General features: G+C 45.4%; 27 protein-coding genes. 23 read left to right on the top strand and 4 right to left on the bottom strand.

The window, feature by feature from the left end:
- Positions 1–657: 657 nt before the first annotated feature.
- The 5 genes from ACFVSW_RS07400 (at position 658) to uvrA (ending at position 7,791) form a co-directional block, all read left to right on the top strand.
- Complete coding sequence (locus ACFVSW_RS07400; protein WP_387314088.1) at positions 658–942, top strand: YhdT family protein; 285 nt, start codon at positions 658–660, stop codon at positions 940–942.
- Positions 939–2,384 (top strand): sodium/pantothenate symporter, encoded by a 1,446-nt coding sequence (gene panF, locus ACFVSW_RS07395; RefSeq protein WP_387314085.1) that lies wholly within the window; start codon positions 939–941, stop codon positions 2,382–2,384. Before ACFVSW_RS07400 ends, panF begins: the two co-directional genes overlap by 4 nt.
- Before the next feature lie 83 nt (positions 2,385–2,467).
- Positions 2,468–2,707, top strand: coding sequence for a CsbA family protein (locus ACFVSW_RS07390; RefSeq protein ID WP_387314084.1), 240 nt, complete (start codon positions 2,468–2,470; stop codon positions 2,705–2,707).
- A 220-nt stretch (positions 2,708–2,927) separates the two neighbouring features.
- A complete protein-coding gene (uvrB, locus tag ACFVSW_RS07385; protein WP_387314081.1) occupies positions 2,928–4,907 on the top strand; it encodes an excinuclease ABC subunit UvrB in 1,980 nt (659 codons plus the stop codon).
- A gap of 7 nt (positions 4,908–4,914) precedes the next feature.
- Entirely contained in the window at positions 4,915–7,791 is a 2,877-nt protein-coding gene (uvrA, locus tag ACFVSW_RS07380; RefSeq protein ID WP_387314078.1) for an excinuclease ABC subunit UvrA, read from the top strand.
- Between the two features lie 37 nt (positions 7,792–7,828).
- On the opposite strand, the gene ACFVSW_RS07375 is transcribed toward uvrA, so the two are convergent.
- The 4 genes from ACFVSW_RS07375 to ACFVSW_RS07360 are packed head-to-tail and all read right to left on the bottom strand — an operon-like array spanning position 7,829 to position 10,809.
- Positions 7,829–8,539: an amino acid ABC transporter permease gene (locus ACFVSW_RS07375; protein WP_387314076.1), complete on the bottom strand. Its 711-nt coding sequence runs from the start codon at positions 8,537–8,539 to the stop codon at positions 7,829–7,831.
- Positions 8,540–8,554: 15 nt separating this feature from the next.
- On the bottom strand, positions 8,555–9,205 hold the full coding sequence (locus ACFVSW_RS07370; RefSeq protein WP_387314074.1) for an amino acid ABC transporter permease: 651 nt from the start codon (positions 9,203–9,205) through the stop codon (positions 8,555–8,557).
- 59 nt (positions 9,206–9,264) lie between these two features.
- Positions 9,265–10,059 (bottom strand): transporter substrate-binding domain-containing protein, encoded by a 795-nt coding sequence (locus ACFVSW_RS07365; RefSeq protein WP_387314071.1) that lies wholly within the window; start codon positions 10,057–10,059, stop codon positions 9,265–9,267.
- 21 nt (positions 10,060–10,080) lie between these two features.
- On the bottom strand, positions 10,081–10,809 hold the full coding sequence (locus tag ACFVSW_RS07360) for an amino acid ABC transporter ATP-binding protein (protein ID WP_387314069.1): 729 nt from the start codon (positions 10,807–10,809) through the stop codon (positions 10,081–10,083).
- Between the two features lie 339 nt (positions 10,810–11,148).
- Between ACFVSW_RS07360 and ACFVSW_RS07355 the strand changes: the two genes are divergently transcribed.
- From ACFVSW_RS07355 to hisIE, 18 genes are all read left to right on the top strand, one after another.
- Positions 11,149–12,090 (top strand): ABC transporter permease subunit, encoded by a 942-nt coding sequence (locus ACFVSW_RS07355; protein WP_387314066.1) that lies wholly within the window; start codon positions 11,149–11,151, stop codon positions 12,088–12,090.
- Positions 12,091–12,092: 2 nt separating this feature from the next.
- Positions 12,093–12,998, top strand: a complete 906-nt coding sequence (locus tag ACFVSW_RS07350) for an ABC transporter permease subunit (RefSeq protein ID WP_387314064.1) — start codon at positions 12,093–12,095, stop codon at positions 12,996–12,998.
- Between the two features lie 256 nt (positions 12,999–13,254).
- The gene (locus ACFVSW_RS07345; RefSeq protein ID WP_387314062.1) at positions 13,255–13,569 is read left to right on the top strand and encodes a magnetosome magnetite crystal formation protein family; all 315 of its coding nucleotides are present in this window, start codon (positions 13,255–13,257) and stop codon (positions 13,567–13,569) included.
- Positions 13,570–13,608: 39 nt separating this feature from the next.
- Positions 13,609–14,718, top strand: a complete 1,110-nt coding sequence (locus ACFVSW_RS07340) for a DUF4097 family beta strand repeat-containing protein (protein ID WP_387314060.1) — start codon at positions 13,609–13,611, stop codon at positions 14,716–14,718.
- Positions 14,719–14,735: 17 nt separating this feature from the next.
- Positions 14,736–15,101, top strand: coding sequence for a phage holin family protein (locus ACFVSW_RS07335; protein WP_024029119.1), 366 nt, complete (start codon positions 14,736–14,738; stop codon positions 15,099–15,101).
- Between the two features lie 130 nt (positions 15,102–15,231).
- Entirely contained in the window at positions 15,232–16,167 is a 936-nt protein-coding gene (gene hprK, locus ACFVSW_RS07330) for an HPr(Ser) kinase/phosphatase (RefSeq protein ID WP_387314058.1), read from the top strand.
- Positions 16,168–16,187: 20 nt separating this feature from the next.
- Entirely contained in the window at positions 16,188–17,006 is an 819-nt protein-coding gene (gene lgt, locus ACFVSW_RS07325; RefSeq protein WP_387314057.1) for a prolipoprotein diacylglyceryl transferase, read from the top strand.
- 84 nt (positions 17,007–17,090) lie between these two features.
- The gene (locus ACFVSW_RS07320) at positions 17,091–18,035 is read left to right on the top strand and encodes a nucleoside recognition domain-containing protein (protein ID WP_387314055.1); all 945 of its coding nucleotides are present in this window, start codon (positions 17,091–17,093) and stop codon (positions 18,033–18,035) included.
- On the top strand, positions 18,028–18,672 hold the full coding sequence (gene ppaX / locus ACFVSW_RS07315) for a pyrophosphatase PpaX (protein ID WP_387314053.1): 645 nt from the start codon (positions 18,028–18,030) through the stop codon (positions 18,670–18,672). The genes ACFVSW_RS07320 and ppaX overlap by 8 nt, the downstream gene beginning before the upstream one ends.
- A 3-nt stretch (positions 18,673–18,675) precedes the next feature.
- Complete coding sequence (locus ACFVSW_RS07310) at positions 18,676–19,215, top strand: acyltransferase (protein WP_387314050.1); 540 nt, start codon at positions 18,676–18,678, stop codon at positions 19,213–19,215.
- Positions 19,216–19,515: 300 nt separating this feature from the next.
- Positions 19,516–20,688 carry an ATP phosphoribosyltransferase regulatory subunit gene (locus ACFVSW_RS07305; protein ID WP_387314047.1) on the top strand — a complete coding sequence of 391 codons (1,173 nt, stop codon included), beginning with the start codon at positions 19,516–19,518 and terminating at the stop codon, positions 20,686–20,688.
- Positions 20,681–21,343, top strand: a complete 663-nt coding sequence (hisG, locus tag ACFVSW_RS07300; RefSeq protein WP_387314044.1) for an ATP phosphoribosyltransferase — start codon at positions 20,681–20,683, stop codon at positions 21,341–21,343. The genes ACFVSW_RS07305 and hisG overlap by 8 nt, the downstream gene beginning before the upstream one ends.
- The gene (gene hisD / locus ACFVSW_RS07295; protein ID WP_387314042.1) at positions 21,321–22,592 is read left to right on the top strand and encodes a histidinol dehydrogenase; all 1,272 of its coding nucleotides are present in this window, start codon (positions 21,321–21,323) and stop codon (positions 22,590–22,592) included. The genes hisG and hisD overlap by 23 nt, the downstream gene beginning before the upstream one ends.
- A 452-nt stretch (positions 22,593–23,044) precedes the next feature.
- The gene (gene hisB / locus ACFVSW_RS07290; protein ID WP_387314040.1) at positions 23,045–23,632 is read left to right on the top strand and encodes an imidazoleglycerol-phosphate dehydratase HisB; all 588 of its coding nucleotides are present in this window, start codon (positions 23,045–23,047) and stop codon (positions 23,630–23,632) included.
- 15 nt (positions 23,633–23,647) lie between these two features.
- Positions 23,648–24,277 carry an imidazole glycerol phosphate synthase subunit HisH gene (hisH, locus tag ACFVSW_RS07285; protein ID WP_387314038.1) on the top strand — a complete coding sequence of 210 codons (630 nt, stop codon included), beginning with the start codon at positions 23,648–23,650 and terminating at the stop codon, positions 24,275–24,277.
- A complete protein-coding gene (hisA, locus tag ACFVSW_RS07280) occupies positions 24,274–25,008 on the top strand; it encodes a 1-(5-phosphoribosyl)-5-[(5-phosphoribosylamino)methylideneamino]imidazole-4-carboxamide isomerase (protein ID WP_387314036.1) in 735 nt (244 codons plus the stop codon). Before hisH ends, hisA begins: the two co-directional genes overlap by 4 nt.
- Positions 24,999–25,760: an imidazole glycerol phosphate synthase subunit HisF gene (gene hisF / locus ACFVSW_RS07275; protein WP_387314033.1), complete on the top strand. Its 762-nt coding sequence runs from the start codon at positions 24,999–25,001 to the stop codon at positions 25,758–25,760. Before hisA ends, hisF begins: the two co-directional genes overlap by 10 nt.
- A complete protein-coding gene (gene hisIE, locus ACFVSW_RS07270) occupies positions 25,757–26,362 on the top strand; it encodes a bifunctional phosphoribosyl-AMP cyclohydrolase/phosphoribosyl-ATP diphosphatase HisIE (protein ID WP_387314031.1) in 606 nt (201 codons plus the stop codon). The genes hisF and hisIE overlap by 4 nt, the downstream gene beginning before the upstream one ends.
- Positions 26,363–26,562 lie beyond the last annotated feature (200 nt).

Genomic DNA, 26,562 nt, shown 5'->3' with positions numbered 1-26,562 from the left:
AGAAAACGTATACACTCAACGCTAGGATACGCCAGTCCAATCGAGTATGAAAAGGCGTATGAAAAGGCGCAACGACGAGTCGCCTGTGAAGACCTTATAACCTCTGCGTAAAGGAATGATTGGTTTTCAAATTATTCCTTTGCGCAGGGGCCTCCAAGCGAAGCGCGGAAGTTAAAAAAAATACGCCAAATCAAGCCGGATAAATATCTATTTTATTGACAGAAGTCCATTTTCCGCTGATAAATGAATCACGAAGGACAATGAGGCACTGAAAATCTATCTTATTTGCGAATTTTACCCGTTTATTTGCGAATCTATCACTTTTATTTGCGAATTGACATCAACCAACAGAAAATGGCGGTTTAGATGAAACCGCACCATAAGTTATATGTAAAAAAGAAGGAGCGAAATCATCTCAGGATGACCTCGCTCCTCCTTTTAATTCCGTTTATTTAATCCAAGCACCATCGGCACCTAAGCGGTAAGTGCCAATATTCCCAATTTTAGGATAGGGATTTCTCTATCAAATTATTAGAAATCCATCTGTCCTTATCCCTCTGTCCCAAGGTTTCCCTCTTTTTGCATTCAGGATTGTTTGGTAAAATGTTCATTATTCGTTAAAAATACCGTAATTGCGGAAACGAGGAGGGGGTCCAGTTGAAAAAAACAGCTAAACCGCTGGACAAGCGTTTTAAGATTGCCCACAGGGAAGCCCTGATCGGGGTTATTCTTGTTTTGATTAATTTTATTTGGTGGTATGGCTTTGCCTATGGCCTTGGTTCAGCCGATGTCCATAACTATACCTACATATTTGGGTTGCCGGCATGGTTCTTTTACAGCTGCGTTGCTGGTTTTATCGTGATGGTGATTCTCGTCATTTTGACCGTTAAATTTCTGTTTAAAGAAGTTCCCTTTGAAGAGGAAGAGGGGGATAGCAAATGAATTGGGCGGTCATTACACCATTGATACTCTTCCTCATGATTATTTTTGCCGTCGGCTTTTGGTCAAACAAGTTCGTCCTTAAGTCCAATTCCTTCATTGAGGAATATTTTTTAGGGGAACGGCAAATGGGAGGCTTTATCCTCGCGATGACTATGGTCGCGACCTATGGCAGTGCCTCAAGTTTTATCGGCGGGCCGGGAATCGCCTACACCCAAGGCTTGGGCTGGGTCCTGCTGGCGATGGCCCAATTAGCAACTGGTTATTTCACGTTAATGGTGCTGGGAAAGAAATTCGCGATTATGGCTCGTCAGTATAAGGCGATCACCCTAATTGACTTTCTTAAAGAGCGTTATAAAAGTAAAACCGTTGTCCTTTTATCTGCGGCAAGTATTATCATTTTTCTGTTTTCATCAATGGCAGCGCAGTGGATTGGCGGGGCACGGCTTGTTGAATCCCTAACCGGGCTGCCTTACACAGTGGCCCTATTAATTTTTGCTTTTTCCGTTCTCGCCTTTGTCATTGTCGGCGGCTTTCGAGCAGTGGCCCTGACCGATGCCGTCCAGGGGGTCGTTATGTTTCTCGGAACACTAATCCTGCTGGTGGCGACGATTAAAGCAGGCGGCGGCATCCCGCGAATCATCGCAGATTTAGCGGCGGAAAATCCGAATTTAATCAGCCCGTTTGGTGCCGAGAGAACATTAACGCCTGTTTATGTTTCTTCGTTCTGGATATTAGTCGGGATTGGCGTTGTCGGGCTGCCGCAAATTACCGTCCGGGCGATGTCGTATAAAAACTCAAAGGCGATGCATAGTGCCATCATAATCGGAACAATTGTTGTCGGTTTTATTATGCTTGGTATGCACCTTATTGGCGTGTTCGCAAGACCGGTGCTTCCTGGTGTCAAAATTGGTGATACCGTCATGCCATTGCTGTCGATGAAAGTGCTGCCTCCGTTTGTTGCCGGCATCGTCCTGGCGGCGCCGATGGCTGCAATTATGTCGACGGTCGATGCCCTGCTCATCCTCGTCAGTTCGGCATTAGTCAAAGATGTTTATTTGAATTACATAAAGCCCAATGCCGGGGAGCATCATGTGAAAAAGGTCAGTTTCAGTGTTACTGCGATTATAGGAATCCTCGTCATTCTGCTGGCATTAAGTCCGCCTGATTTAATCGTCTGGCTCAATTTATTTTCTTTCGGCGGCTTGGAGTCCGTCTTTATTTGGCCCGTTATCATGGGGCTGTATTGGCGGAGAAGCAATAAATATGGCGCAATCACATCGATGATTATCGGGATGGGTTCCTACATCTTATTAGACCGTTTTTATCCGAACGCTTTTGGGCTCCATACAGTAGTGGTGCCAATTGTGCTCTCATTGCTAGGATTTGTGCTCGTTAGCTTTGTTTCCCAGAAACACACCGCTGCAATCGAAATTGAAAAATAACAGAGCCGAAGTTTTTTTGTTGCAATTTTAGTAATTAATTTCTAGAATGAATTAACAGAAATCTTTGAATGGGTGTGGACCGATTGTTAGATGTTATTAGATACTTGTCAGCCTTTATTATGCCGGGGTTACTAGTTTTGCTGTTTACACGGGTCACTTACAATCGAATTATCGGTCTTGTTTTAACCGTTGCCCTTATTGCAGCGTCTGTTTATAAAGGTTATACCGGCTCTTTTCTTCTTATTGTGGTTGATGCCTTCTCCTTAACCGCCGGGTTCTGGATGGCGGCAAAAATGAAGCAGCGAGCGGTGAAAAGAAGCTAGGATTTGTTAAGTCTGTCGAATTGCGGCAGGCTTTTTTTACGACTAAATATTCTTCATGATAAAAAAACGAATGCTAGTTCGCATATTATTGGTTTGTTTTTGGGTGAATGTGGTAGAATGTTAATATGAAATTTTGCAGCACACTTTCCGGCGCCATCCCGGTCCATTAACAAGGTTAATAAGCTGAAAAGTGATTTATTTTATGGGGAGGAAACTTTTTGTGAAAGATCAATTTGAATTAATTTCAAAGTACTCGCCACAAGGGGATCAGCCGGAAGCCATCAAGCAATTAGTCGAAGGCATCAAGCAAAACAAGCGCCATCAAACACTTCTTGGTGCGACCGGAACGGGGAAGACATTTACCGTTTCAAACGTGATTAAAGAGGTAAACAAACCGACATTAGTGATTGCCCACAATAAAACGCTCGCCGGCCAGCTATATAGTGAGTTTAAAGACTTTTTTCCAAACAATGCGGTTGAGTATTTCGTCAGTTACTATGATTATTACCAGCCTGAAGCATATGTGCCACAGACTGATACATTTATTGAAAAAGATGCCAGTATCAACGACGAGATTGACAAACTGCGCCACTCGGCAACTTCTTCTTTATTCGAGCGCAAGGATGTCATAATTATTGCCTCCGTATCCTGTATTTACGGTCTCGGTTCGCCGGAAGAATACAGCGAGATGGTGCTGTCGCTTCGAACTGGAATGGAAATTGAACGCAACCAGCTGCTTCGTCGCTTAGTGGATATTCAATATGAACGAAACGATATAGATTTTAAGCGGGGGACATTCCGAGTCCGCGGCGATGTCGTGGAGATTTTCCCCGTTTCACGCGATGAGCATTGCATGCGGGTCGAATTTTTCGGCGACGAAATTGACCGGATTCGTGAAGTCGACGCGCTCACGGGTGAAATCATGGCTGATCGCGAACACGTTGCGATTTTCCCGGCCTCCCACTTCGTTACCCGGGAAGAGAAAATGCGTGTTGCGATTGAGAATATTGAAAAAGAACTCGAAGAACGGCTTGCCGTCCTCCGGGCTGAAGATAAATTGCTTGAAGCACAAAGGATTGAACAGCGCACTCGTTACGATCTCGAAATGATGCGCGAAATGGGCTTTTGCTCGGGAATTGAGAATTACTCGCGCCATCTGACCCTAAGGCCAGCGGGATCAACGCCGTACACACTGCTCGATTATTTTCCAGAAGATTTTCTGATGATCATCGATGAGTCGCACGTCACCCTTCCGCAGGTAAGAGGGATGTTCAATGGCGACAAAGCACGGAAACAGGTGCTTGTCGACCACGGCTTCCGGCTGCCATCGGCGCTCGATAACCGGCCGCTCACCTTCGATGAATTTGACAAGCATGTTCACAATGCCATCTTCGTTTCGGCAACGCCTGGAGCTTATGAATTGGAGCACACGCCGGAAATGATTCAGCAAATCATTCGCCCGACTGGACTGCTCGATCCAACAATTGAAGTCCGGCCAATTGAGGGCCAGATAGATGACTTGATTGGTGAAATACACGAGCGGGTAAAGAAAAATGAACGAGTCCTTGTCACGACCTTAACGAAAAAAATGTCCGAGGACTTAACCGACTATTTGAAGGAAATCGGCATTAAGGTCCAATACCTGCATTCAGAAGTCAAAACGCTAGAACGAATTGAGATTATCCGTGAACTCCGCCTTGGAAAGTATGATGTTCTTATTGGAATCAACCTGCTCAGGGAAGGACTTGATATTCCAGAGGTATCGCTGATTACCATTCTTGATGCCGATAAAGAAGGGTTCCTTCGTTCGGAACGTTCGTTAATCCAGACGATTGGCCGGGCTGCCCGTAATGCTAATGGTCACGTCATCATGTATGCCGACAAAATCACCAATTCGATGGAACTGGCGATTAGCGAAACGAAGCGGCGCCGTGCGATTCAAGAGGAATACAATTTGAAGCATGGAGTTACACCAACGACGATTCAAAAAGAAATCCGCGATGTCATTCGTGCCACTCATGCTGCTGAAGACCAGGAAGCTTACACACCAGCGGCCTCGTTCGGCAAGATGAGCAAAAAGGAAAAAGACAAACTGATTGCTACTATGGAGAAAGAAATGAAATTTGAAGCGAAGGCGCTTAATTTTGAACGGGCCGCAGAGCTTCGTGATTTAATTTTAGAGCTGAAAGCGGAAGGATGACGTACAGATGGCGATGGAAAAATTGATTGTGAAAGGCGCCAGAGCCCACAATTTGAAAAATATTGATGTCACAATTCCGAGAGATAAGCTTGTTGTCTTAACCGGGCTTTCCGGGTCAGGAAAGTCCTCACTCGCGTTTGATACGATTTACGCCGAAGGGCAGCGCCGCTATGTCGAGTCGCTGTCTGCCTACGCCCGGCAATTCCTCGGCCAAATGGATAAGCCGGATGTCGATACGATTGAGGGGCTATCCCCAGCGATATCGATAGATCAAAAGACAACAAGCCGGAATCCGCGCTCAACCGTCGGAACGGTGACAGAAATCTATGATTATTTACGCTTATTATTTGCCAGAGTTGGACATCCAACTTGCCCGATTCACAAAATAGAAATCTCTTCACAAACGATCGAGCAAATGGTCGACAGGATTCTCGAATTTCCGGAACGAACGAAAATGCAAATCCTTGCCCCGGTTGTTTCCGGTCGTAAAGGAACACATGTCAAGGTCTTCGAAGACATTAAAAAGCAAGGGTTTGTCCGTGTTCGTGTCGACGGAGACATGGTCGACATCGGGGATGAAATTGAACTCGAAAAGAATAAAAAGCACTCAATTGAAGTGGTAGTTGACCGGATTGTCGTCAAAGAGGGTATTTCCGCCAGAATTGCCGATTCCCTAGAAACGGCCCTAAAGCTTGGCGAAGGAAAGGTCATTGTCGACGTGATGGGCGAGGAAGAGCTGTTGTTCAGTGAAAACCATGCCTGCCCCATTTGCGGTTTTTCGATCGGAGAACTGGAGCCGCGGATGTTTTCGTTCAACAGTCCCTTTGGTGCTTGTCCCGAGTGTGACGGGCTTGGCTCCAAGTTAGAAGTGGATGTAGATCTTGTCATCCCAAATAAGGATTTGACGTTAAAACAGCATGCGATTGCCCCATGGGAGCCGACAAGCTCGCAATATTACCCGCAGCTTTTGGAGGCGGTATGCAATCATTTTGGCGTCGATATGAATATTCCCGTTAAGGATATTCCCGAGCATCTGTTGGAAAAAGTCCTCTATGGTTCCGGCCGTGAAAAAATTTACTTCCGTTACGAGAATGATTTTGGACAAGTCCGTGAAGGGAATATAGAATTTGAAGGCGTCATCCGCAATGTCGAGCGCCGCTACAAGGAAACAAGTTCTGATTATATCCGTGAGCAAATGGAGAAATACATGGGCCAAAAATCATGTCCATCCTGTAAAGGCTACCGCTTAAAAAAGGAAACCTTAGCAGTCCTAATTAATGGTCACCATATTGCCCATGTGACCGACCTTTCGATTGAAGAAGCGAAGCAATTTTTCGCCGAATTAAAGCTTTCGGAAAAAGAAATGCAAATTGCGAAGCTGATCTTTCGTGAAATTAGCGAGCGTCTTGGATTCTTAGTCAATGTCGGACTCGATTATTTAACGCTGAGCCGTACAGCTGGGACGCTTTCGGGAGGGGAGGCACAGCGAATTCGCTTGGCCACCCAAATTGGTTCACGATTAACAGGCGTATTATACATTTTAGATGAACCATCGATTGGACTTCATCAGCGTGACAATGACCGCTTAATCGGCACGCTGCAAAGCATGCGCGATATCGGCAACACATTAATTGTTGTTGAGCACGATGAAGACACGATGCTTGCCGCTGATTATTTGATTGATATCGGACCGGGTGCCGGTGTCCACGGCGGTGAAATTATCTCGGCCGGAACACCTGCTGAAGTAATGGCGGACCCAAATTCGCTAACCGGGCAATATTTGTCGGGAAAGAAATTCATTCCGCTGCCACTGGAACGCCGCAAAGCGGATGGCCGCTATATTGAAATCAAAGGGGCATCCGAAAATAATTTAAAAAATGTCAATGTCAAGATACCGCTGGGAATGTTTATCGCCGTTACCGGTGTATCCGGATCAGGAAAAAGTACATTAATCAACGAGATTCTTCATAAATCACTGGCGCAAAAGCTTCATCATGCGAAAACGAAGCCAGGGGAACACAAGAATATCAAAGGCATCGATTATCTAGAAAAAGTCGTTGATGTTGATCAGTCGCCAATAGGAAGGACGCCGCGTTCCAATCCGGCAACCTACACCGGTGTTTTCGATGATATTCGTGATGTGTTTGCTTCCACAAATGAAGCGAAGGTCCGTGGTTATAAAAAGGGGCGCTTTAGCTTTAATGTCAAGGGCGGGCGCTGTGAGGCATGCCGCGGCGATGGAATCATCAAAATTGAAATGCACTTTTTACCTGACGTATATGTTCCGTGCGAAGTGTGCCATGGGCACCGTTATAACCGCGAAACACTGGAAGTGAAGTACAAGGGGAAAAATATTTCTGATATCCTTGATATGACGGTTGAGGCAGCTGTAGAATTTTTCGAAAACATTCCAAAAATCAGCCGCAAGCTGCAGACGATTTTAGATGTCGGCCTTGGCTATGTCAAGCTTGGCCAGCCGGCAACAACACTGTCCGGAGGCGAGGCACAGCGCGTCAAACTTGCTTCTGAACTGCACCGCCGTTCAAACGGTAAATCATTTTATATTTTGGATGAGCCGACAACCGGTCTCCATGTTGATGATATTTCACGATTACTTGTTGTACTGCAGCGTTTAGTGGAAAATGGCGATACGGTACTGGTCATCGAGCATAACCTCGATGTCATCAAGGCTGCAGATTATCTTGTCGACCTAGGACCTGAAGGCGGGGACAAAGGTGGGACAATTGTTGCAATGGGCACACCGGAGAAGGTCGCAGAAGTCCCTGAATCCTATACGGGCAAATATCTAAAACCGATTCTCGAGCGCGACCGCTTACGAATGAAACAGCAAATTAAAGAGAAAGAAATGACAGTAAAAAGCTAAAACTTCGCGTTTTAGCTTTTCTTTTTTATAGGGGAGGCTAGTCGGATAAGGAGGCAGCTCGAATTCTCATGTTCCCGCTTTTTCCGTCTTTCCGATTGGTATCCAACCGTTTTTCCAATCCCCTTGCCACAAGTGATAAACAATAGTTAACTATGAAATAAATAAACGCTACTAAAATGAATATTGGAATGACATAGGTGACATTTCCGTTGTAAATACCCTGCGCATTATGGAGCATTTCCGGTAATGCGATGACGACAGCTAATGATGTGTCTTTTAATAAGGAAATAAACTGGCTTACCAGCGGAGGAATCATCCGCTTTAACGCTTGCGGCAGGATAATATGCCACATCGTTTGGATATAGGTTAGCCCAGAAGATCTTGCCGCTTCGATTTGCCCTTTTTCAATCGAGTTCAAGCCGCTTCTGACGATTTCAGAAATCATGGCTGATTCAAAAATCGTTAACGCCATGATGGCTGCAGGCATGATCTCTAGTTTTAGGCCTACTTCACGCAATCCAAAATAACTGAAGAAAATGATTAGTAATAAAGGTGAATTCCGAATCGTCTCGACAATCACTGCCACTATTTTTGACAGAACGGGAATTTTAGCATACCTGAGTGTTCCTAACAAGCTGCCAATTACAAAGCTTAAAATAATCGAAATGACTGCGACTTCGAGGGTAATCAAAAAGCCTTTTAGTAAATAGCTAAGGTTTCCGGCAGAGTACGCTCCAATAAAGTCCATTGCCCATCACCCCTTTTAATAGCTTCTTGCCAGTCGTTTTTCTAAACGATTGACAAAAATGCTCAATGGGATTGTTAACACTAAATAAAACAGCGCTGCAAAAATATACGTATCAAACGATATCCATGTTTTCTCATGAACATAATCGGCAAAATACATCAATTCCATCCCTGCGACAAGACCTAAGATTGACGAGTTTTTAACGAGATTAATAAATTGATTGCCAATCGGGGGAATGACAATTTTAATCGCCTGGGGCAATACAATGTGTTTCATCGCTTGAATATATGTTAGTCCTGATGAGCGAGCGGCTTCCATTTGTCCCTTATCGACAGATTGAATCCCGGCACGTACTGCCTCAGCAATAAAAGCAGCCGTATAAATCGTCAGACCAATCGTCCCGGCAGCAAAGCCGCTTAAATTGACATACTTACTTAGCCCGTAATAAAAGAAAAACACAATAAGAATGAGGGGAATATTCCGAATAAACTCAACAAAACAGGTCCCAATCCAGTTCAAGATTCGGAGGGGGGCGATTCTCAAGACAGCCACGATTACCCCTAAGATAAAACTGCATATAAGGCCAATAATACTAACTTCAATCGTCGTCAGAAAACCTTGGAAATACAAATCAAAATATTTTGTTAAAATGGAGAAATTAAGCATGTGCCTCCTCCTTGTTCATCATAGAGGATGGATCGTTAGCCCACCCTCTATGAAAAATATTACTCTTTAATCCACTTTGCTTTCATTTTGTCGTACTCGCCGCTATCCTTTAACTCTTTTAAAAATTTATTTACATAATCAACAAATTCTTGATCTCCTTTTGTCATCGCAATTCCGTAAGGTTCCTCTGTGAAGGTGCCGCCGACAACCTCATAATCGGAATCTTGCGCCGCCATCCCATAGAGAATCGAGTTATCAGTCGTAAGGGCATCGCCTTTACCAGACTTTAATGCTGTGAATGCTTCGGCGTAGTTTTCAAATTCTAATAGCTCTGTTTCAGGCGCCGCCTTTTTAACGTTTGCTCCAGAAGTTGCCCCCTTAACAGCTAAAACCTTGGTTCCTTTTTTCAAATCATCGACACTTTTAATGGAACTGCCTTTTTTCACTAACAGCGATTGACCGGCATCAAAATACACATCCGAGAAATCTACTTCTTGTTTGCGTTCCTCTGTAATCGTCATCGTTGCGATAATCGCATCGATATCCCCGTTTTTCAGCATCGGTATCCGCGTTTTTGACGTAATCTCTACCAATTCAATTTTCTTTTCATCACCTAGTATTTTCTTTGCAAGGGCCTTTGCGATATCGACATCAAAGCCTTCGACCCTACCTGATTGCGGATCTTTGTAGCCGAATAAATACGTATCATATTTGACCCCGACGACAAACTTTCCGCGATCCTTAATTTTTGCTATGGTGCCGTCACTCTCACTGCCTGAGGACGTCTTCCCGCAACCAGCCATCAAGGCTGCGATTAAAGTAAAAATGACCCCGAATAATAACCACTTCTTCATACCATTTTTCCCCCTTTATATTTAATGATTTAATACACGTTTTAAAAAGAGCTGCGCCCGCTTGGCCTGTGGATGGGCAAAAAATTCGGCTGGCTTGCCTTCCTCAACAATTTCCCCTTCATCCATAAACACGACCCGGTTGGCCACTTCACGGGCAAAGCCCATTTCATGGGTGACCACCACCATCGTCATCCCTTCAATTGCAAGCTGCTTCATTACCTCGAGAACTTCACCGATCATCTCGGGGTCTAAAGCTGAAGTAGGCTCGTCGAAAAGCATGACCTTCGGCTTCATGGCCAGCCCTCTGGCAATCGCGACTCTTTGCTGCTGTCCCCCTGATAGCTGCGAGGGATAGGAATTTGCCTTTTCAGGAATGCCGACTTTTTCTAAGTAGAACATTGCCGTTTCTTGCGCCTTTTTTTCATCCTGACCGAGTGCTTTAATGGGAGCCAACGTAATATTTTCCAAAACTGTTTTATGAGGATACAAGTTGAAATGTTGAAACACCATCCCGATATTTTTGCGAAGGTCATTTATATCGGTTTGTTTACTATGCACTTGGATACCGCTTACAACTAGTTCGCCGTCGGTAATGGATTCTAATCGGTTGATGCAGCGAAGCATCGTACTTTTACCAGAGCCTGAGGGACCAATGACGACAACAACCTCGCCTTGATTCACTTCTAAACTAATATCCTTTAAAACATGAAAACTACCGTAATGTTTATTGACATTACGAAATGAAATCAATACAACCCCCTCCAAAGCAAAAAATAGTTAAAAGTAAATTCCCTTTACACTATGAATAAGGGACAAGGTTTATTCAGTTTTCACCTTGGTAATCTGAATTTAGTCTGAAATACCCGGGCGATTATACCTGGTTATTGGGGAAGTCCGGGGGGATTGAGGGCTTGGCGGAATCAATCGTGAAGTTGGCGGAATTCGGGCAAAGTTTGGCGGCATCCCAAGCCGCCCCTATCATATTTTTCAAAAAAAAGGAAATTACCTGCGTAATATCATTTGTAAAATTGAAATAATTTTGAAATATTAGTAGAATAGTAGGGGATTCCAAAAAAAGGAGATGTAGAGATGATTTTCCGTAATATTTTTCATCAGACTCTTTTATGGCTGATAACCATCATGCTGTTTCTGACATTGTTATTCCTGCCACGTACTGCCCGCTATGAAACCGGGGCCGGCGGCATGTATAAAAGTGCGACCTATAATTATTCACTCGACGCTCATGTAAACCAATTTAAGCAATTTTTTCAGTACATTAAGGAGAATAAAGGTCTTGGCACCGTTTATAATGGGACCTCGCTTACAGAAAATATTTGGCGCTCCTTCCAAAAAAGCATGCTGATTACCATTCCCGCCCTATTCCTAGGCTTTTTCCTCGGCATCGCCAAAGGGGTTTTCGACTACCGGATTCGCAATCGCAGAGGGAAGCTGTTTGGGGTCCATACAACAAGATTCTTCCTCTCGATTCCTGATTTATTTTTGATCATTGCTTTGCAGCTGCTAATCATGGAAGGCTTTGAGGTCGGACTTCTTCCCCATATCATTGTTTACGGTAGCGACCAGCCGAGTGTTGTCATCCTAGATATTATCTTCTTAGCAATTTATCCGTTATTTTACATAGCTAATATTACTTTTTTTAGCATCCGTGACGAGCAGGGAATGGATTACATACGGACGGCCTTTTCCAAAGGGACGTCCTCCTTTAAGGTATTGTACCGCCACGTCTTGAAAAATTGTTTTGTCAAAATCTTGAGCCATACAAATACGATTACTCTCTATGCGCTCTCAAACTTATTCATCGTCGAATTCCTGACGAATTATCGCGGCGCCGCCTATTTTTTTTACGAAACGGTCACATCACCGAAAGCTTTCATGGTAGGTCAGGACTTCTCAATAGCGGTTTACCCGGCAGCAGGATATGTTATCCTCTTTACCGCTGTGATTTTTCTGGCAAAGGTTCTTAGTGAAATCGCAAAAGGCTTGGTATCGCCGTTGGAAAGGAATGAATAGAATTGAAGAATTGGAAGCTTTGGATAAGTTCGCTCTTTATACTAGTTTTACTGGTTGTTGTGTTCGCCGGGCCGTCTTTGCCGTTTGTCGATAACCAATTAAAGCAACATGGTGTCATTAAAACGGAAGCAGGGGCCTTCATCCTGCCGCCGATTCCTCCAAGGGAAGGCTTCCCGCTAGGCAGCGATCATAAAGGCGTCGATGTTCTCAGCCTTCTCATTATGGGGGCGAAAGAAACATTGACCACCGTCATCCTTGTCGTGATCATCCGTTACATATTGGCGATCCCGTTAGCCATTGGCGGGTTTTATTCGAAACTGCTGGAAAAAATACTTCAGGGCTGGCAGCAGCTGTTTTCCTTTATGCCGCCGATATTTTTTGTTACCTTTTTCGTGACACTACCGCTGATCTTCTTTTCCAAGGACAGAGGTTTGTGGGTCATTCTTGTGATTGCGATGCTGGAAACGGGAAGGGTGGCAGAGATTATCCTGCAAAATATGAAGGAAACAAAGAAACGCCCATATATTGAAGCGGGAATTGTCGCTGGCGGTACGCCGTTTCGGCTGTTTAAAAACTATTATATGCCTGTGGTGATTCCGCATCTGATTATATTAATTATCAATGATATTGGCAGGGTGCTTTTCCTGCTGGCACAGCTTGGAATTGTCCATGTTTATGTAACCCATACGTTCATCACGAATGAATGGGGGGCCTATGAAGTCGTCAATACCTCCCTTTCTTGGCCAACGATGTTTTCGACGATTACAGCGGATATTTTTACCTATCAGTGGATTCCGTTTTCCGTTATTGGCGCGATTGCCGTGACGATTTACACCTTTAATTTGTTCGCAGATGGCTTGCAAAAGTTTTTTGAAAATAAATACCGGACCTACCGCGCTGATTTATAATTTTGGCTGTGTTAAAAGTGAATGTTGATTTCCGTTCCAGGCGCAAGCGGTTCGCGGGGCGGGCGGTGAGCCTCCTCGGCGCTAAAGCGCCTGCGGGGTCTCACCTGTCCCGCTGCTCCCGCAGGAGTCTCGCGCCTTCCACTCCAATCAACATTGTGCTCAAAATCAACAATGTTCTTTAATTCAGCCAATTTTAAAAAAAACTGAAACCTTCAGCTTTCCCTTCCGTAAATATAGGATAGAGGTGATGAACGATATGGATACAAGAAAGGTACTTTCAAGTTTGTGCTATTTTAGTATTTTTTTCGCAGGGTTTCTTTTTCCATTGGTTGTATACTTTGCAACAGGGGACGAAGTGACAAAAACACATGCGAAGAAATCACTATTATCGCATTTAATTCCATTGATCCCGACACCGCTGTTTGTTGTTGCTGTATGGTATGATTTTGCCAGCTTGCAAGATGAGGTTCCTGCTTTTACCATTATAAGTATTGTCGTGTTAATGCTGATTTGGATTGTTGTTATCATTTGGAATATTGTAAAAGGCGTAAAGGTCCTAACAGCTGAATAAGCTTTAAGAGAGAAAAATTTTATATTTGAGGTGGAGACGATGAAAGAGGAACGAAAACGCATTTTAAAAATGGTGGAAGAAGGCAAGCTGCCAGTTGACGAAGCCTTAACATTGCTGGAAGAACTGGAAAAGGCTCAGAGGACGATGGAAGAGAAGCAGGAGCAAATCGTGAATGAGCTGTCAACGGCCGTTCAATTTGAGGAAGCGAAAAAGGAAGAGCCATTCCAGGCGAAATACCAATCGACAAAGGATAAGATTTTTGACTTTGTCGACAGTGCTTTGAAAAAAATAAAAGATTTGGATTTTGACTTGAACTTCGGACAATCCGTTGATATTTCCCATATCTTTCACCAAGCGGACGTCGATCTAACGGATATGGACATTGACGTCGCAAATGGTTCCGTTAAAATCGCGGCCTGGGATCAGCCGGACGTCAGGATTGAGTGCCAGGCGAAGGTTTACCGAGTCGACAACCAGGATCAGGCACGGCAAAACTTTTTAAGAGACGTGAATTTTTCCGCCGACAACCAGAAATTACGGTTTATGACCCAGCAGAAATGGATGAAGGTGGAAGCTATCATTCTTGTGCCAAGAGCGCAATATGAGCGGGTGCGCATTCGGATGTTCAATGGCGCCGTTACCGGTGAAGAAATGGATGTTCATGACCTGCGCGTGAAAACCGCTAATGGAAAAATCAGTCTCAATCGGATAAATGGAACTAAAGCAGAGATTGAAACAGCGAACGGAAAAATCAACATGACCAGCAGTCAGTTCGATGACATTGAGGCAGAGACCATTAACGGCGCAATAAAGCTTGAAGGTGATTTCAAAAGGGTTGAAACGCAATCCTTTAACGGAAATATCAGCTGCAAATTAAGTGGTAATCGCGCCGAATTGCTTCAAGCAAAAGCCACAACGGGCGGGATTGACTTGCTTGTCCCTGAGGGCGCTCCTATCAATGGCGAGTTTAAGACCAATCTGGGCGGTTTTAATTTGAACCTTGTTGGCGTTCAGGTGCTGGAGGAGAAAAGTGAAATGATTCAGAAATCGCTTCGCTTCCAATCCGTCAACCATCCTGATAAAATGGTAAGAATCTACGCTGATACAAAAACAGGCTCGATTTCAATTCAAAAATCACTTGAAGAATAACTAGGAGACTAGAGAAAATGAGATGGCTGATTGGATGTTTGATTAATGCGGTTTTGTTTATGGCACTTGCAGGTTATTTTCACGAAAGCTTTTACTTAACAGGGTTTATGGCCGCATTTCAGGCGAGCATTTTATTATCCATCTTAAATGTGCTGGTGCGCCCGCTCCTGATTTTGTTTACCCTGCCGGTAACGATAGTAACGATGGGATTGTTTTTATTTGTCATCAATGCCATCACGCTTGAACTGACGGATTGGCTGATGGGATCGTCGTTCGAGATTCATGGCTTCGGAATGGCCTTGTTTTTTGCGGTGCTGATGTCACTCTTCAACTTAGTCATTCAAAAAACCATTCTCGAGCCATCAAGGAAATCAAAACGATAAATGTCCGGGTGCACACTGCAAATTAATGGGTGTGCACCTTTTTTATTTGCATTTCCATTTGGTTCTTATTCGAAAAATGCTAAAATAAGAGATAGTGAAAAAAATTAGTCCGTGTTGAGGAGGAAGCTTCTTGCCAAAAGTACGCACCAAAGATATAGTAGATACATTTCATCTTGAATTGGTCAGTGGTGAAGAGGGCATCAATCGCCCGATTACCACGAGTGATATCTCACGGCCGGGAATTGAAATTGCCGGGTATTTTGAATTTTATCCAGCTGAGCGCATCCAGCTGTTAGGGAAAACCGAACTATCCTTTTTCGAAGAACTTCCTGAAAGCGAACGAATTTCAAGAATGGAACGATTATGCACCGATATTACCCCAGCGATTATTGTCACCAGGGATATCGACGTTCCAGTGGAGCTAATCGAAGCATCGGAACGTGAATCGGTGCCTGTCCTTAGGACAAGCATGAAAACGACGCGTTTCTCAAGCCGGTTAACGAATTTTCTAGAAAGTCAGCTTGCGCCAACGACGGCGGTACACGGTGTATTAGTGGATGTGTATGGTATAGGCGTGCTGATTACTGGAAAAAGCGGAGTCGGAAAAAGCGAAACAGCGCTGGAGCTTGTCAAGCGTGGACACCGGCTTGTAGCCGACGATTGTGTAGAAATTCGCCAGGAGGACCAAGATACCCTTGTTGGTACGTCCCCGGGATTAATCGAACATTTATTGGAAATCCGCGGCTTGGGTATTATCAACGTCATGACGCTTTTCGGTGCCGGCGCTGTCCGCAGCAATAAGCGCATTACGCTCATCATGGATTTAGAAATTTGGGATTCCAAAAAACAGTACGACCGCTTAGGTTTGGATGAAGAAAAAGTAAAGATTATTGACACCGAGGTTACCAAGCTGACCGTTCCAGTTCGCCCCGGACGAAACCTCGCTGTTATTATTGAAGTAGCAGCGATGAATTTCCGGTTAAAACGAATGGGCGTAAATGCTGCACAGCAATTTACGGAACGGCTTTCCGATGTGATTGATGAAGGGGAACAGGAAGATATTTAAGGGAAAAAGGAGAAAGAGAGATGAACGAAACGATAAAGCCGCTTAACCCGATTGCCTTTAACCTCGGGCCGATTCCAGTGCATTGGTACGGAATCATTATTGGTTCAGGTTTGGCACTTGCCCTGTTTATTGCGATTAGAGAAGCAAATCGCCGAGGGCTCCCGAAGGACTTATTTGCCGATTTAATGTTATGGGCGATTCCGATTGCGATTATTTCCGCCCGGATATATTATGTGATTTTTGAATGGAAGTATTATGTCAAACATCCAATCGACATCCCGCAGATTTGGACGGGCGGGATTGCCATTCACGGCGCGTTAATAGGTGCCGTGATTACCACAATTATCTTTGCCAAAAAACGTGGTATTTCTTTTTGGAAAATTGTCGACATTGCGGCCCCGAGTATTATTCTTGGCCAGGCGATTGGCCGCTGGGGCAATTTCATGAACCAGGAGGCACACGGCGGTGAAGTAAGTCTTAGTTTTCTCCAAAGCCTGCATTTGCCGGACTTTATTATCAACCAAATGTATATTGAAGGGGTCTATTATCACCCTACGTTCTTATATGAATCTCTTTGGGATTTTGCAGGCTTTATCTTATTAATTGTTCTCCGGCGTGTGAATTTCCGCCGCGGCGAGCTATTCCTTTCTTATGTCATTTGGTATTCCATCGGCCGCTATTTTGTCGAAGGCTTAAGGACGGATAGTTTAATGCTTGGCAGCCTGCGAATGGCGCAAACGATTTCGATTGCATTGATCGTTGGAGCGATAGCGATTATACTATATCGCCGTCAAAAGAAAATGGCGGAAGCCCGGTACTTAGATCAAGCGAATTTGTAGCGAATAGCGATTATACTTTATCGCTGTGAAAAGAAAATGACGGAAGCCCGTTACTTAGAACTAGCGAATGGGGGAGTTTGGGGAATGCTGCTAAGCTCAATGAAAAAGGGGTTACTGGTTGGTTTCAAGACAACATGGACGTTAGGGAAAGTTATTTTTCCAGTTACCCTGATTGTGGCAGTGCTGCAGTATACGCCAGTTCTGCCATGGGTAATGAATATGATTTCCCCGCTCATGAAGCTGTTAGGATTATCAGGGGATGCCGCGATTCCGCTTGTGCTTGGGAATTTCCTGAACCTGTATGCGGCCATCGGCGCCATCTTGACGTTCGATTTTTCGGTAAAAGAAGTATTTATTCTAGCCGTGATGCTTTCGTTTTCACATAATTTATTCATCGAATCCAGCGTCGCCATGAAAGCCGGCGTCAAACTGTGGGTGGTCATTGTCACAAGGCCCGGGCTTGCTCTCCTGTCTGCAGTCGTGATTAATCTTGTTTGGCAGGGTGGCACAGAGACCGCAAAGTATGGCTTCATTCAGCCGAGTGCGGAACATCCCGACGGAATCGCTGCCATTTTACTAGAGGCGGTTCAAAAAGCAGGACTTGGCATTTTTCAATTAGCGATGATTGTCATCCCGCTTATGGTGGTCATCCAAATTTTAAAAGACCTACAATGGTTAAATAAGTTTTCAAAAATGATGTCCCCCGTCACAAAAACACTCGGCATGAAGGAGAATACCTCGACGACGATGGCTGCCGGTTTATTATTCGGCTTAGCTTATGGTGCCGGCGTCATGATTCAAGCCGTAAAAGAAGATGGCGTCAGCAAAAAGGATATAACACTGGCGTTTATCTTTCTAATGGCCTGTCATGCGGTTGTAGAAGACACGTTAATCTTTGTACCGCTCGGCATCCCAGTGTGGCCGCTGTTTTTAATCCGGCTCGGAGTCGCTATAGTGTTAACCTTAGTGGTCGGGATGATTTGGAAACGCAGAGGGCTAGTGAAAAGAAAGGAAGCTACCTATGACTAAAAAAATAACGACAATACTGTTTGATTTAGATGGAACGTTAATTGATACAAATGAATTGATCATTGCAACTTATTTGCATACGCTTGAAAAATATTATCCAAGCAAGTACAAGCGTGAGGATGTTTTACCGTTTATGGGTCCTACCTTGCAGGAAGCATTTAGTACAGTTGACCTTGACCGTGTCGAGGAAATGATTTTGGAGTATCGTACATTTAATCTCGCAAATCACGATGCCTTAGTGAAAGAATTTGAGGGTGCATTAGAAACAGTTCAAGCTTTATTCGAAAAAGGCTACAAACTTGGAATTGTCACGACAAAACGTCATGATATGGCCCTGAAGGGGCTGCGCCTGATGAATCTTGATCGCTATTTTGAAGTGATTGTCGCGGTTGATCATGTGACAAAGGTAAAGCCTGATCCGGAGCCGCTTTTAAATGCGCTTGAGCAGTTAAAATCCACACCTGAGGAATCACTAATGGTCGGCGATAATTACCATGATATTTTAGCAGGGAAAAATGCCGGCACATTGACTGCAGGTGTCGCATGGTCCATTAAGGGCAGAGAATACATCGCCAAATATGAACCAGATTATATCCTAGATCATATGACGGATTTATTAAAAATTCTCGGAGAGTGAGTTATGAGGAATACGACCCGCTACCCGGTTGAAGGTGCGAATTCCTTATGGCATGTTTACAAGACCGTGCCTTTTTGGAAGGTTGTCAAAAATTTTATTGTGATTCAGCTCGGCCGCTACACGCCATTTTTAGGGATGAAGAATTGGCTTTACCGTGTGTTTCTTGGTGTTAAGGTTGGCGAGCAAACCTCCTTCGCACTGATGGTGATGCTCGATGTAATGTTCCCAGAGAAAATCAGTGTCGGCCGTAACACGGTCATCGGCTATAACACGACCATCCTGGCCCATGAATATTTGATTAAAGAATACCGGTTGGGACCAGTTTCAATTGGCAGCGAGGTCATGATCGGCGCCAATTCGACGATTCTTCCCGGGGTGACCATTGGTGATGGAGCCATCGTCTCAGCAGGAACCCTTGTCCACAAAGATGTTCCTGAAGGGGCATTCGTCGGCGGCAACCCAATGCGGGTGATTTACACAAAGGAAGAACTAACCGCGCGCTGGGCCAATGATGAGATCTATGGTGGGAAAATAAATAATTAAGTATCAAGCCTGGTTTGCTTTTAACCGGGCTTTTTTTTATGGAGTTTACTATCTAGGAGAATAAATTGTGGGTGGGGGGCGGAATTCTGGTGGAGGTTGGCGGAATCCCCGCTCAAATCGGCGGAATCACTCCGAAAATCCTTAGAATTTCCCCTGAAATGCACCTTCTATAACAACCTTTCCCCGGACACGTGCTGATTTTTCCATTGACGAAAACATACCTAGAGGGTAAACTACTAATTATAAACTTTAATACACTACCAATTTAGCGGACTAAAGCGAATGAAAAGGGTGAACCAAATGAGTCGCTTGTTTATGTTTGAAAAGCCTTTGGGAATGCGCGATACGCTGCCGGAGTTATATGAAAAAAAGCACCAGATTCGGTCAGTAATAGCGGAAACAATGAAACTCTGGGGCTATCAATTTATCGAAACACCAATACTTGAATACTACGAAACGATTGGGGCAGCATCAGCGATTGCTGACCAACAGCTTTTTAAATTGCTCGATAAAGAGGGGAATACACTGGTGCTTAGACCTGATATGACAGCACCAATTGCCCGGGTGGCGGCATCTAAGCTTTTAGCTGAGGATCTTCCTGTAAGATTGGCATACTCGGCCAATGTTTTCCGTGCCCAGCAGCGCGAGGGAGGACGCCCTGCTGAGTTCGAGCAAATTGGCGTTGAATTTCTGAACGAGGATACCGTCTCCTGCGATGGCGAGACCATTGCCTTACTGATTTCTTCCTTAAAAAAAGCAGGATTGGCGCAATTTCAAGTTTCGATTGGCCATGTTGGCTTCGCCCAGGAGTTGTTCATGCAAATCCTTGGAACGAACGGGAGGGCGACAGCATTACGGAAATTTTTATATGAAAAAAATTATGTTGGGTACCGTGAGCATGTGAACTCACTGCAGCTATCATCGATTGATAAGCAAAGGCTTCTCCAGCTCCTTCAATTAAGAGGCGGAGAAGAAGTCATCGGCCAGGCCCTCGACATTGTTGAAAACGGTACAGGTAAGCAAGCCATCATCGAGCTGAAAGGGCTTTGGGATGTAATCAAGGATTATGGCGTTCAGGAATATGTTAAATTTGACCTTTCGATTGTCAGCCATATGAGCTATTATTCAGGCATTTTATTCGAAGTATATGCCGGGAATGTCGGCTTCCCCATCGGAAATGGCGGCCGCTATAGTTTAATCGAGAAATTTGGAAAAAAAGCAACTGCAACCGGGTTTGCCGTTCGACTTGATATGCTTCTCGAAGCACTAGAAAATGTCCCGCTCGAAAATGCTGCACACTGTATTTTTTTCAGTGGGGAGCGGCGGAAGGAAGCCTTTCAACTAGCAGAAAAAATGCACGGGCAGGGCAAACTGGCGGTCTTACAAGACATTACCGGCGTAAAAAACCTTGATGCTTTTACAAAAAGGTTTAACGATACGACCTTTTTAATCGGAGGAAGCGGCAATGAATAACAACTTAACAATAGCGATGCCAAAGGGACGAATTTTTGAAGAAGCTGTTGAATTATTAAGAAAAGCCGGTTACAAGCTGCCGCCGGAATTTGATGATTCACGAAAATTGATAATTGAAGCGGCTGAGGAAGGGCTGCGATTCATTTTAGCCAAGCCGATGGATGTGGCTACATATGTCGAGCATGGCGTTGCTGATGTAGGGATTGCCGGAAAAGATGTTTTGCTTGAGGAGGAACGCGATGTCTATGAACTTCTTAATCTCAAAATCAGTCCCTGCTATCTTGCGGTCGCCGGGCTTCCCAATACACAGATGAATGAGGTTGCCCCGCGAGTCGCCACTAAATATCCGAATGTGGCGGAAGCCTATTTTCGCGCGCAAGGAGAACAGGTCGAAATTATCCACTTAAACGGCTCAATCGAACTTGCGCCATTAATTGGTTTATCTGACCGAATCGTTGATATCGTGTCGACAGGTCGGACATTAAAGGAAAACGGGCTGGTCGAATATGAAAGAATTGTTGACGTGACCTCCAGGTTGATTGTCAATCCCGTCAGCTACCGGATGAAAGATGCCCGGATTGACGAACTGGTAACAAGACTGCATGAAGTGGTTGTGCAAGGGGGTTCTGACGATGAAAATAGTAAAAATATCTGACAAGGTTTCGATCAAACGCTCCATTGATACGGGGACCTCTGAGCAGCAAGCGATTGTCAATTCGATAATCTCAGACGTTCGCACCCATGGTGATGAGGCATTGCGTATGTATACGGAGAAATTCGACCGGGTCAATCAATCTACTTTTTCCGTAACTAACAAAGAAATTGAGGAAGCTTATCAAAAAGTCGATCAGCACTTTATTTCCATCATCCGGGAAGCGGCTGCAAATATTCGCACCTTCCATGAAAGGCAGCTCAGGCCTTCATGGATGACGACCGAAGAAAATGGCACCATTCTTGGGCAAAAAATAACCCCGCTGGATTCGGTAGGAGTGTATGTGCCAGGCGGGACGGCGGCCTATCCATCATCCGTACTGATGAATGTGATTCCAGCGAAAGTTGCCGGTGTCGAACGAATTGTGATGGTATCGCCGCCAAACGCAAGCGGGGTGGTACCTGCGGCAGTCCTTGTGGCTGCTAGGGAAGCCGGGGTGGAAGAAATTTATAAAGTTGGCGGGGCACAGGCGATTGCCGCGCTTGCTTACGGGACAGAGTCGATTGCCTCTGTAGATAAAATTACTGGCCCCGGAAATATCTTCGTGGCGTTGGCTAAACGTGAGGTATTCGGGGATGTCGATATCGATATGATTGCTGGTCCGAGTGAGATTGCGATTTTAGCAGATGAAACAGCGCGTGCAGATGAGGTCGCAGCCGACCTGTTATCCCAGGCCGAACACGACCCACGTGCATGCAGTGTTTTGGTTACCCCTTCAATGCGATTGGCCGAGGCGGTGGCAGCGGAAGTTGAAAAGCAGCTTGCCTTGCTGCCGCGACAGGAAATTGCTGCCCGTTCGATTGCCGATTTCGGGGCAATCTACGTAACAACAGACATCGATGAAGCGGTTGAGACGATTAACCAGTTAGCGCCAGAACATCTCGAGGTCATCACCGAAAATGCACTAGAGATTCTTGGGGAAATCCGCCACGCTGGAGCGATTTTTATCGGTCGATACAGCTCCGAACCCGTCGGTGATTATTTTGCCGGGCCGAACCATGTACTTCCAACTAACGGGACCGCCCGTTTTTCCAGCCCGCTGAATGTCGACGATTTTCAGAAGAAATCAAGCGTGATTATCTATAGTAAAAGGGCGTTAAAGGATAATGGCGCAAAAATCGCCGCCTTTGCCCGCATGGAAGGGCTCGAAGCACACGCCCGGGCAGTGGAAATAAGACTAAAAAACGATTAAGAGCATATTGGGGCCGAACTTAAAAACAAAACCGCATACCAAACCTCTCGCTCGGTCACTGAGAAGTGCTCATAGTGCCCGTCGAGGTTGAAAAAAGGCTAGCTCGGTCACTGAGAAGCGTTCATAGTGCCCGTCGATGCGCAAAAAGTCCCCGCTCGGTCACTGAGAAGTGCTTATAGTGCCCGTCGCGGTCAAAAAAGGCTCCGCTCGGTCACTGAGAATGGCTCATAGTGCCCGTCGAGGTCGAAAAAAGCCCCGCCCGGTCACTGAGAAGTGCTCATAGTGCCCGACAAGGCCGGAAAAAGCCCCGCTCGGTCACTGAGAAGTGCTCTTATAGTGCCCGACGAGGCCGAAAAAAGCCCCGCCCGGTCACTGTGAAGCAAGTTGTTTTCAATCAGGAAAAATCACCAAGTCATTTTAGGAGAAAGCGATCATTACAAGGAGGCAGCTACATGGAAAGAATCGCAAGTATTGAACGGCAAACAAATGAAACGGAAATTCAGCTATCGTTAGCAATTGACGGGGAGGGCCAATCCAATCTTGAAACAGGCGTTCCTTTCCTTAGTCATATGCTTGATTTGTTCGCGAAACATGGCCAGTTCGACCTGACAGTCGATGCCAAAGGTGATATCGAGGTTGACGCCCACCATACCACCGAGGATATTGGCATATGCTTAGGTCAGGCATTACAAAAAGCACTAGGGGACAAGCGGGGTATTAAGCGTTACGGGAATGCGTTTGTACCGATGGATGAGGCCTTGGCACAGGTAGTCGTCGACCTCAGCAATCGTCCGCATCTCGAAATGCGTGCGGAATTCCCCGGGCAGAAGGTGGGCTCATTTGATACCGAACTCGTCCACGAATTTCTCTGGAAACTCGCCCTCGAGGCACGAATGAACCTCCATGTGATCGTTCATTATGGAAAAAACACACACCACATGATAGAAGCAGTCTTCAAAGCACTAGGCCGGGCACTCGACGAAGCAACAACAATAGACCCGCGCATCAAAGGAGTCCCCTCAACAAAAGGGATGCTATAAGGTGGTGACAGGCACGTGATAGGTATTGTTGACTACGGTATGGGAAATCTCTTCAGTGTAAGTAAAGCATTGGAACGACTCTCTGCCGAGTATTTTATTTCCGCTACTGAGAATAAATTGCTTCAGGCAGATGGGTTGATTCTCCCCGGGGTGGGCTCATTCCGTGATGCGATGGAACGGCTCCCAATGGATACCATAAAGGAATTTGCGGCATCAGGTAAACCGCTGCTCGGAATCTGCCTCGGCATGCAGCTGCTGTTTGAAAAAAGTGAAGAAAATGGTCTGACGGAAGGGTTGGGGTTATTACCAGGGATTGTTCACCGTTTCCCTGGAAAATCCCGCAATGGCAAGCCCTATAAAGTTCCGCACATGGGTTGGAACCGATTAGAATTTGTCGAAGAATCGCCCCTATTTAAAAATCTCAGCGAGGATTATGTCTATTTCGTGCATTCCTATTATGTTAATGCAGATAACTCCGATGTCCTCCTTGCCAAAACAGATTACCATGAACAGGTTTCTGCAATAGTGGGAAGGGATAATATTCTAGGGATGCAATTTCATCCCGAAAAAAGCAGCAGGCTTGGGATGACCTTGCTAGATAACTTTTTAAAACTAGTGGAGGAAAGGAAGGAGGTTCGACGATGAGTATTACGATTTATCCGGCCATTGATATGCGCGGCGGCAATTGTGTCCGTCTTCTTCAAGGGGATTATGATCAGGAAACAATATACGGGGATTCGCCGTTCGATATGGCCCGAAGTTTTGCCGCTGATGGGGCAGATTGGATTCACATGGTCGACCTTGACGGCGCAAAAGATGGCAAGCGTGTCAATGACCGCTTTGTGATTGAGGCCGCCCAAACGCTTAACGGTGTGAAAATTCAAGTTGGCGGCGGCATTCGCTCTGAGGAAGATATCCTTCACTACCTTGAAAAGGGTGTTGATCGAGTAATTATCGGGAGTGTTGCTGTCTCAAGGCCTGAGTTTGTGATTAACATGATTAAAAAATATGGCGGGCAAATTGCTATCGGTATTGATGCGAAAAATGGCTATGTCGCCACACATGGCTGGCTGGAAACATCGGACCTAAAGGCCGTTGAACTAGGCAAACGCTTTGCCGATGCGGGGGCTGAACACTTTATTTTTACCGATATTGCGACAGATGGAACGCTCTTAGGTCCCAATATACCTGCTGTTTGTGAAATGGCTAAAGTCACCGGGAAAAATGTTATTGCTTCAGGCGGGGTCAGCAGTCTCGTAGATTTGCAGGCTTTAGCTGAAGTAAAAATTGTAAGCGGAGCGATTGTCGGAAAAGCACTTTACGAGAATCGGTTTACATTGAAAGCAGCGTTGGAAGAGGTGAAATCATGGTCCTGACAAAACGGATTATTCCCTGCCTCGATGTCAAGGAGGGACGAGTAGTAAAAGGGATTCAATTTGTGCAGCTCCGCGATGCCGGTGACCCCGTTGAACTTGCACGCTTCTACGATGAGCAAGGGGCAGACGAGCTAGTTTTCCTTGATATTTCGGCATCAGTTGAAGGTCGGAAGACAATGGTCGAGGTCGTTAAGGCCGTTGCATCCGAGCTTGCGATCCCATTCACGGTGGGTGGCGGAATCAATTCCCTTGAGGATATGAAAAAACTCCTCCGCGCCGGGGCAGACAAAGTGTCACTTAACACAGCAGCTGTATTGAACCCCGCTTTAATTAGCGAGGGTGCCGGTTATTTCGGCTCCCAGTGTATCGTAGTAGCAATTGATGCGAAATTCGATGCTGGGCTCGGGACATGGCGAGTTTTTACGCATGGCGGCCGAAACCCGACTGATAAAAAAGTGGTAGAGTGGGCGGTAAAAGCGGCGGAGCTTGGGGCCGGGGAAATTTTATTAACCAGTATGGATAGTGATGGCGAGAAAAATGGTTTCGATCTTGCTTTGACGAAAGCTGTAAGTGAGGCAGTTCCCATTCCGGTTATTGCTTCGGGCGGGGCAGGGAATGCCGCTCATTTTGAAACAGCATTTTTGGAAGGAAAAGCGGACGCTGCCCTTGCTGCCTCGATTTTTCATTATAAGGAAACCTCGGTTCGTGAGGTAAAAAGCTATTTGCGCGAAAAAGGAGTGACGGTCCGATGAATGTTAAATTTGATGAAAAAGGTCTTGTCCCGGCTATCATTCAGGATGCCGGTACGAAAGAAGTGTTAACGCTCGCTTATATGAACGAGGAGTCGCTGGCGAAGACGATTGAAACGGGGGAAACATGGTTTTTCAGTCGCTCGCGTCAGGAGCTGTGGCATAAGGGTGGGACGAGCGGGAACACGCAGACCGTTGTCAGCATCAACTACGATTGCGATCAGGATGCGATACTCGTAATGGTTACTCCAAAAGGCCCCGCCTGCCACACTGGTTCGGTTAGTTGTTTTTCAGAGCGGTCAACGAGCCTGGGGGATTATCAGATTTTACAATCGCTTGAAAAAGTGATCTTAGAACGTGAGCGGGAGCGTCCAGAGGGTGCCTACACCACCTATCTTTTTGAAAAAGGCGTCGATAAGATTTTAAAAAAAGTCGGCGAAGAAGCCGCCGAAGTGATTATCGCAGCCAAGAATCGCGACCATGAAGAACTTAGATGGGAGGCCGCCGATTTGCTTTATCACCTGCAGGTATTGTTGGTGGAACAAGGCCTTCCATTCAAAGAGGTTTTACGAACATTAGAGGAAAGACACAAAGACCGGTCCTAATCGCGGTCTTTCTTTTTTGAAAAAATCGACGGGCTTTTCCAAATAATGTCTAAATGGCCAAAACACTTGAAAAAATAGCCAAAACCTCTAGAAAAATAGCCATAACCCTCCAAAAAATAGCTATAACCCTCCAAAAAATAGCCAAAACACCATAAAAAATCCCCCAACCCCGATCTGAGGTCAATTCCCACCTCTAATCC

It is taken from the genome of Neobacillus sp. NPDC058068, from assembly GCF_042885335.1.
GTDB lineage: Bacteria > Bacillota > Bacilli > Bacillales > Cytobacillaceae > Neobacillus.
This window is presented reverse-complemented; position numbering and strand designations above follow the sequence as displayed.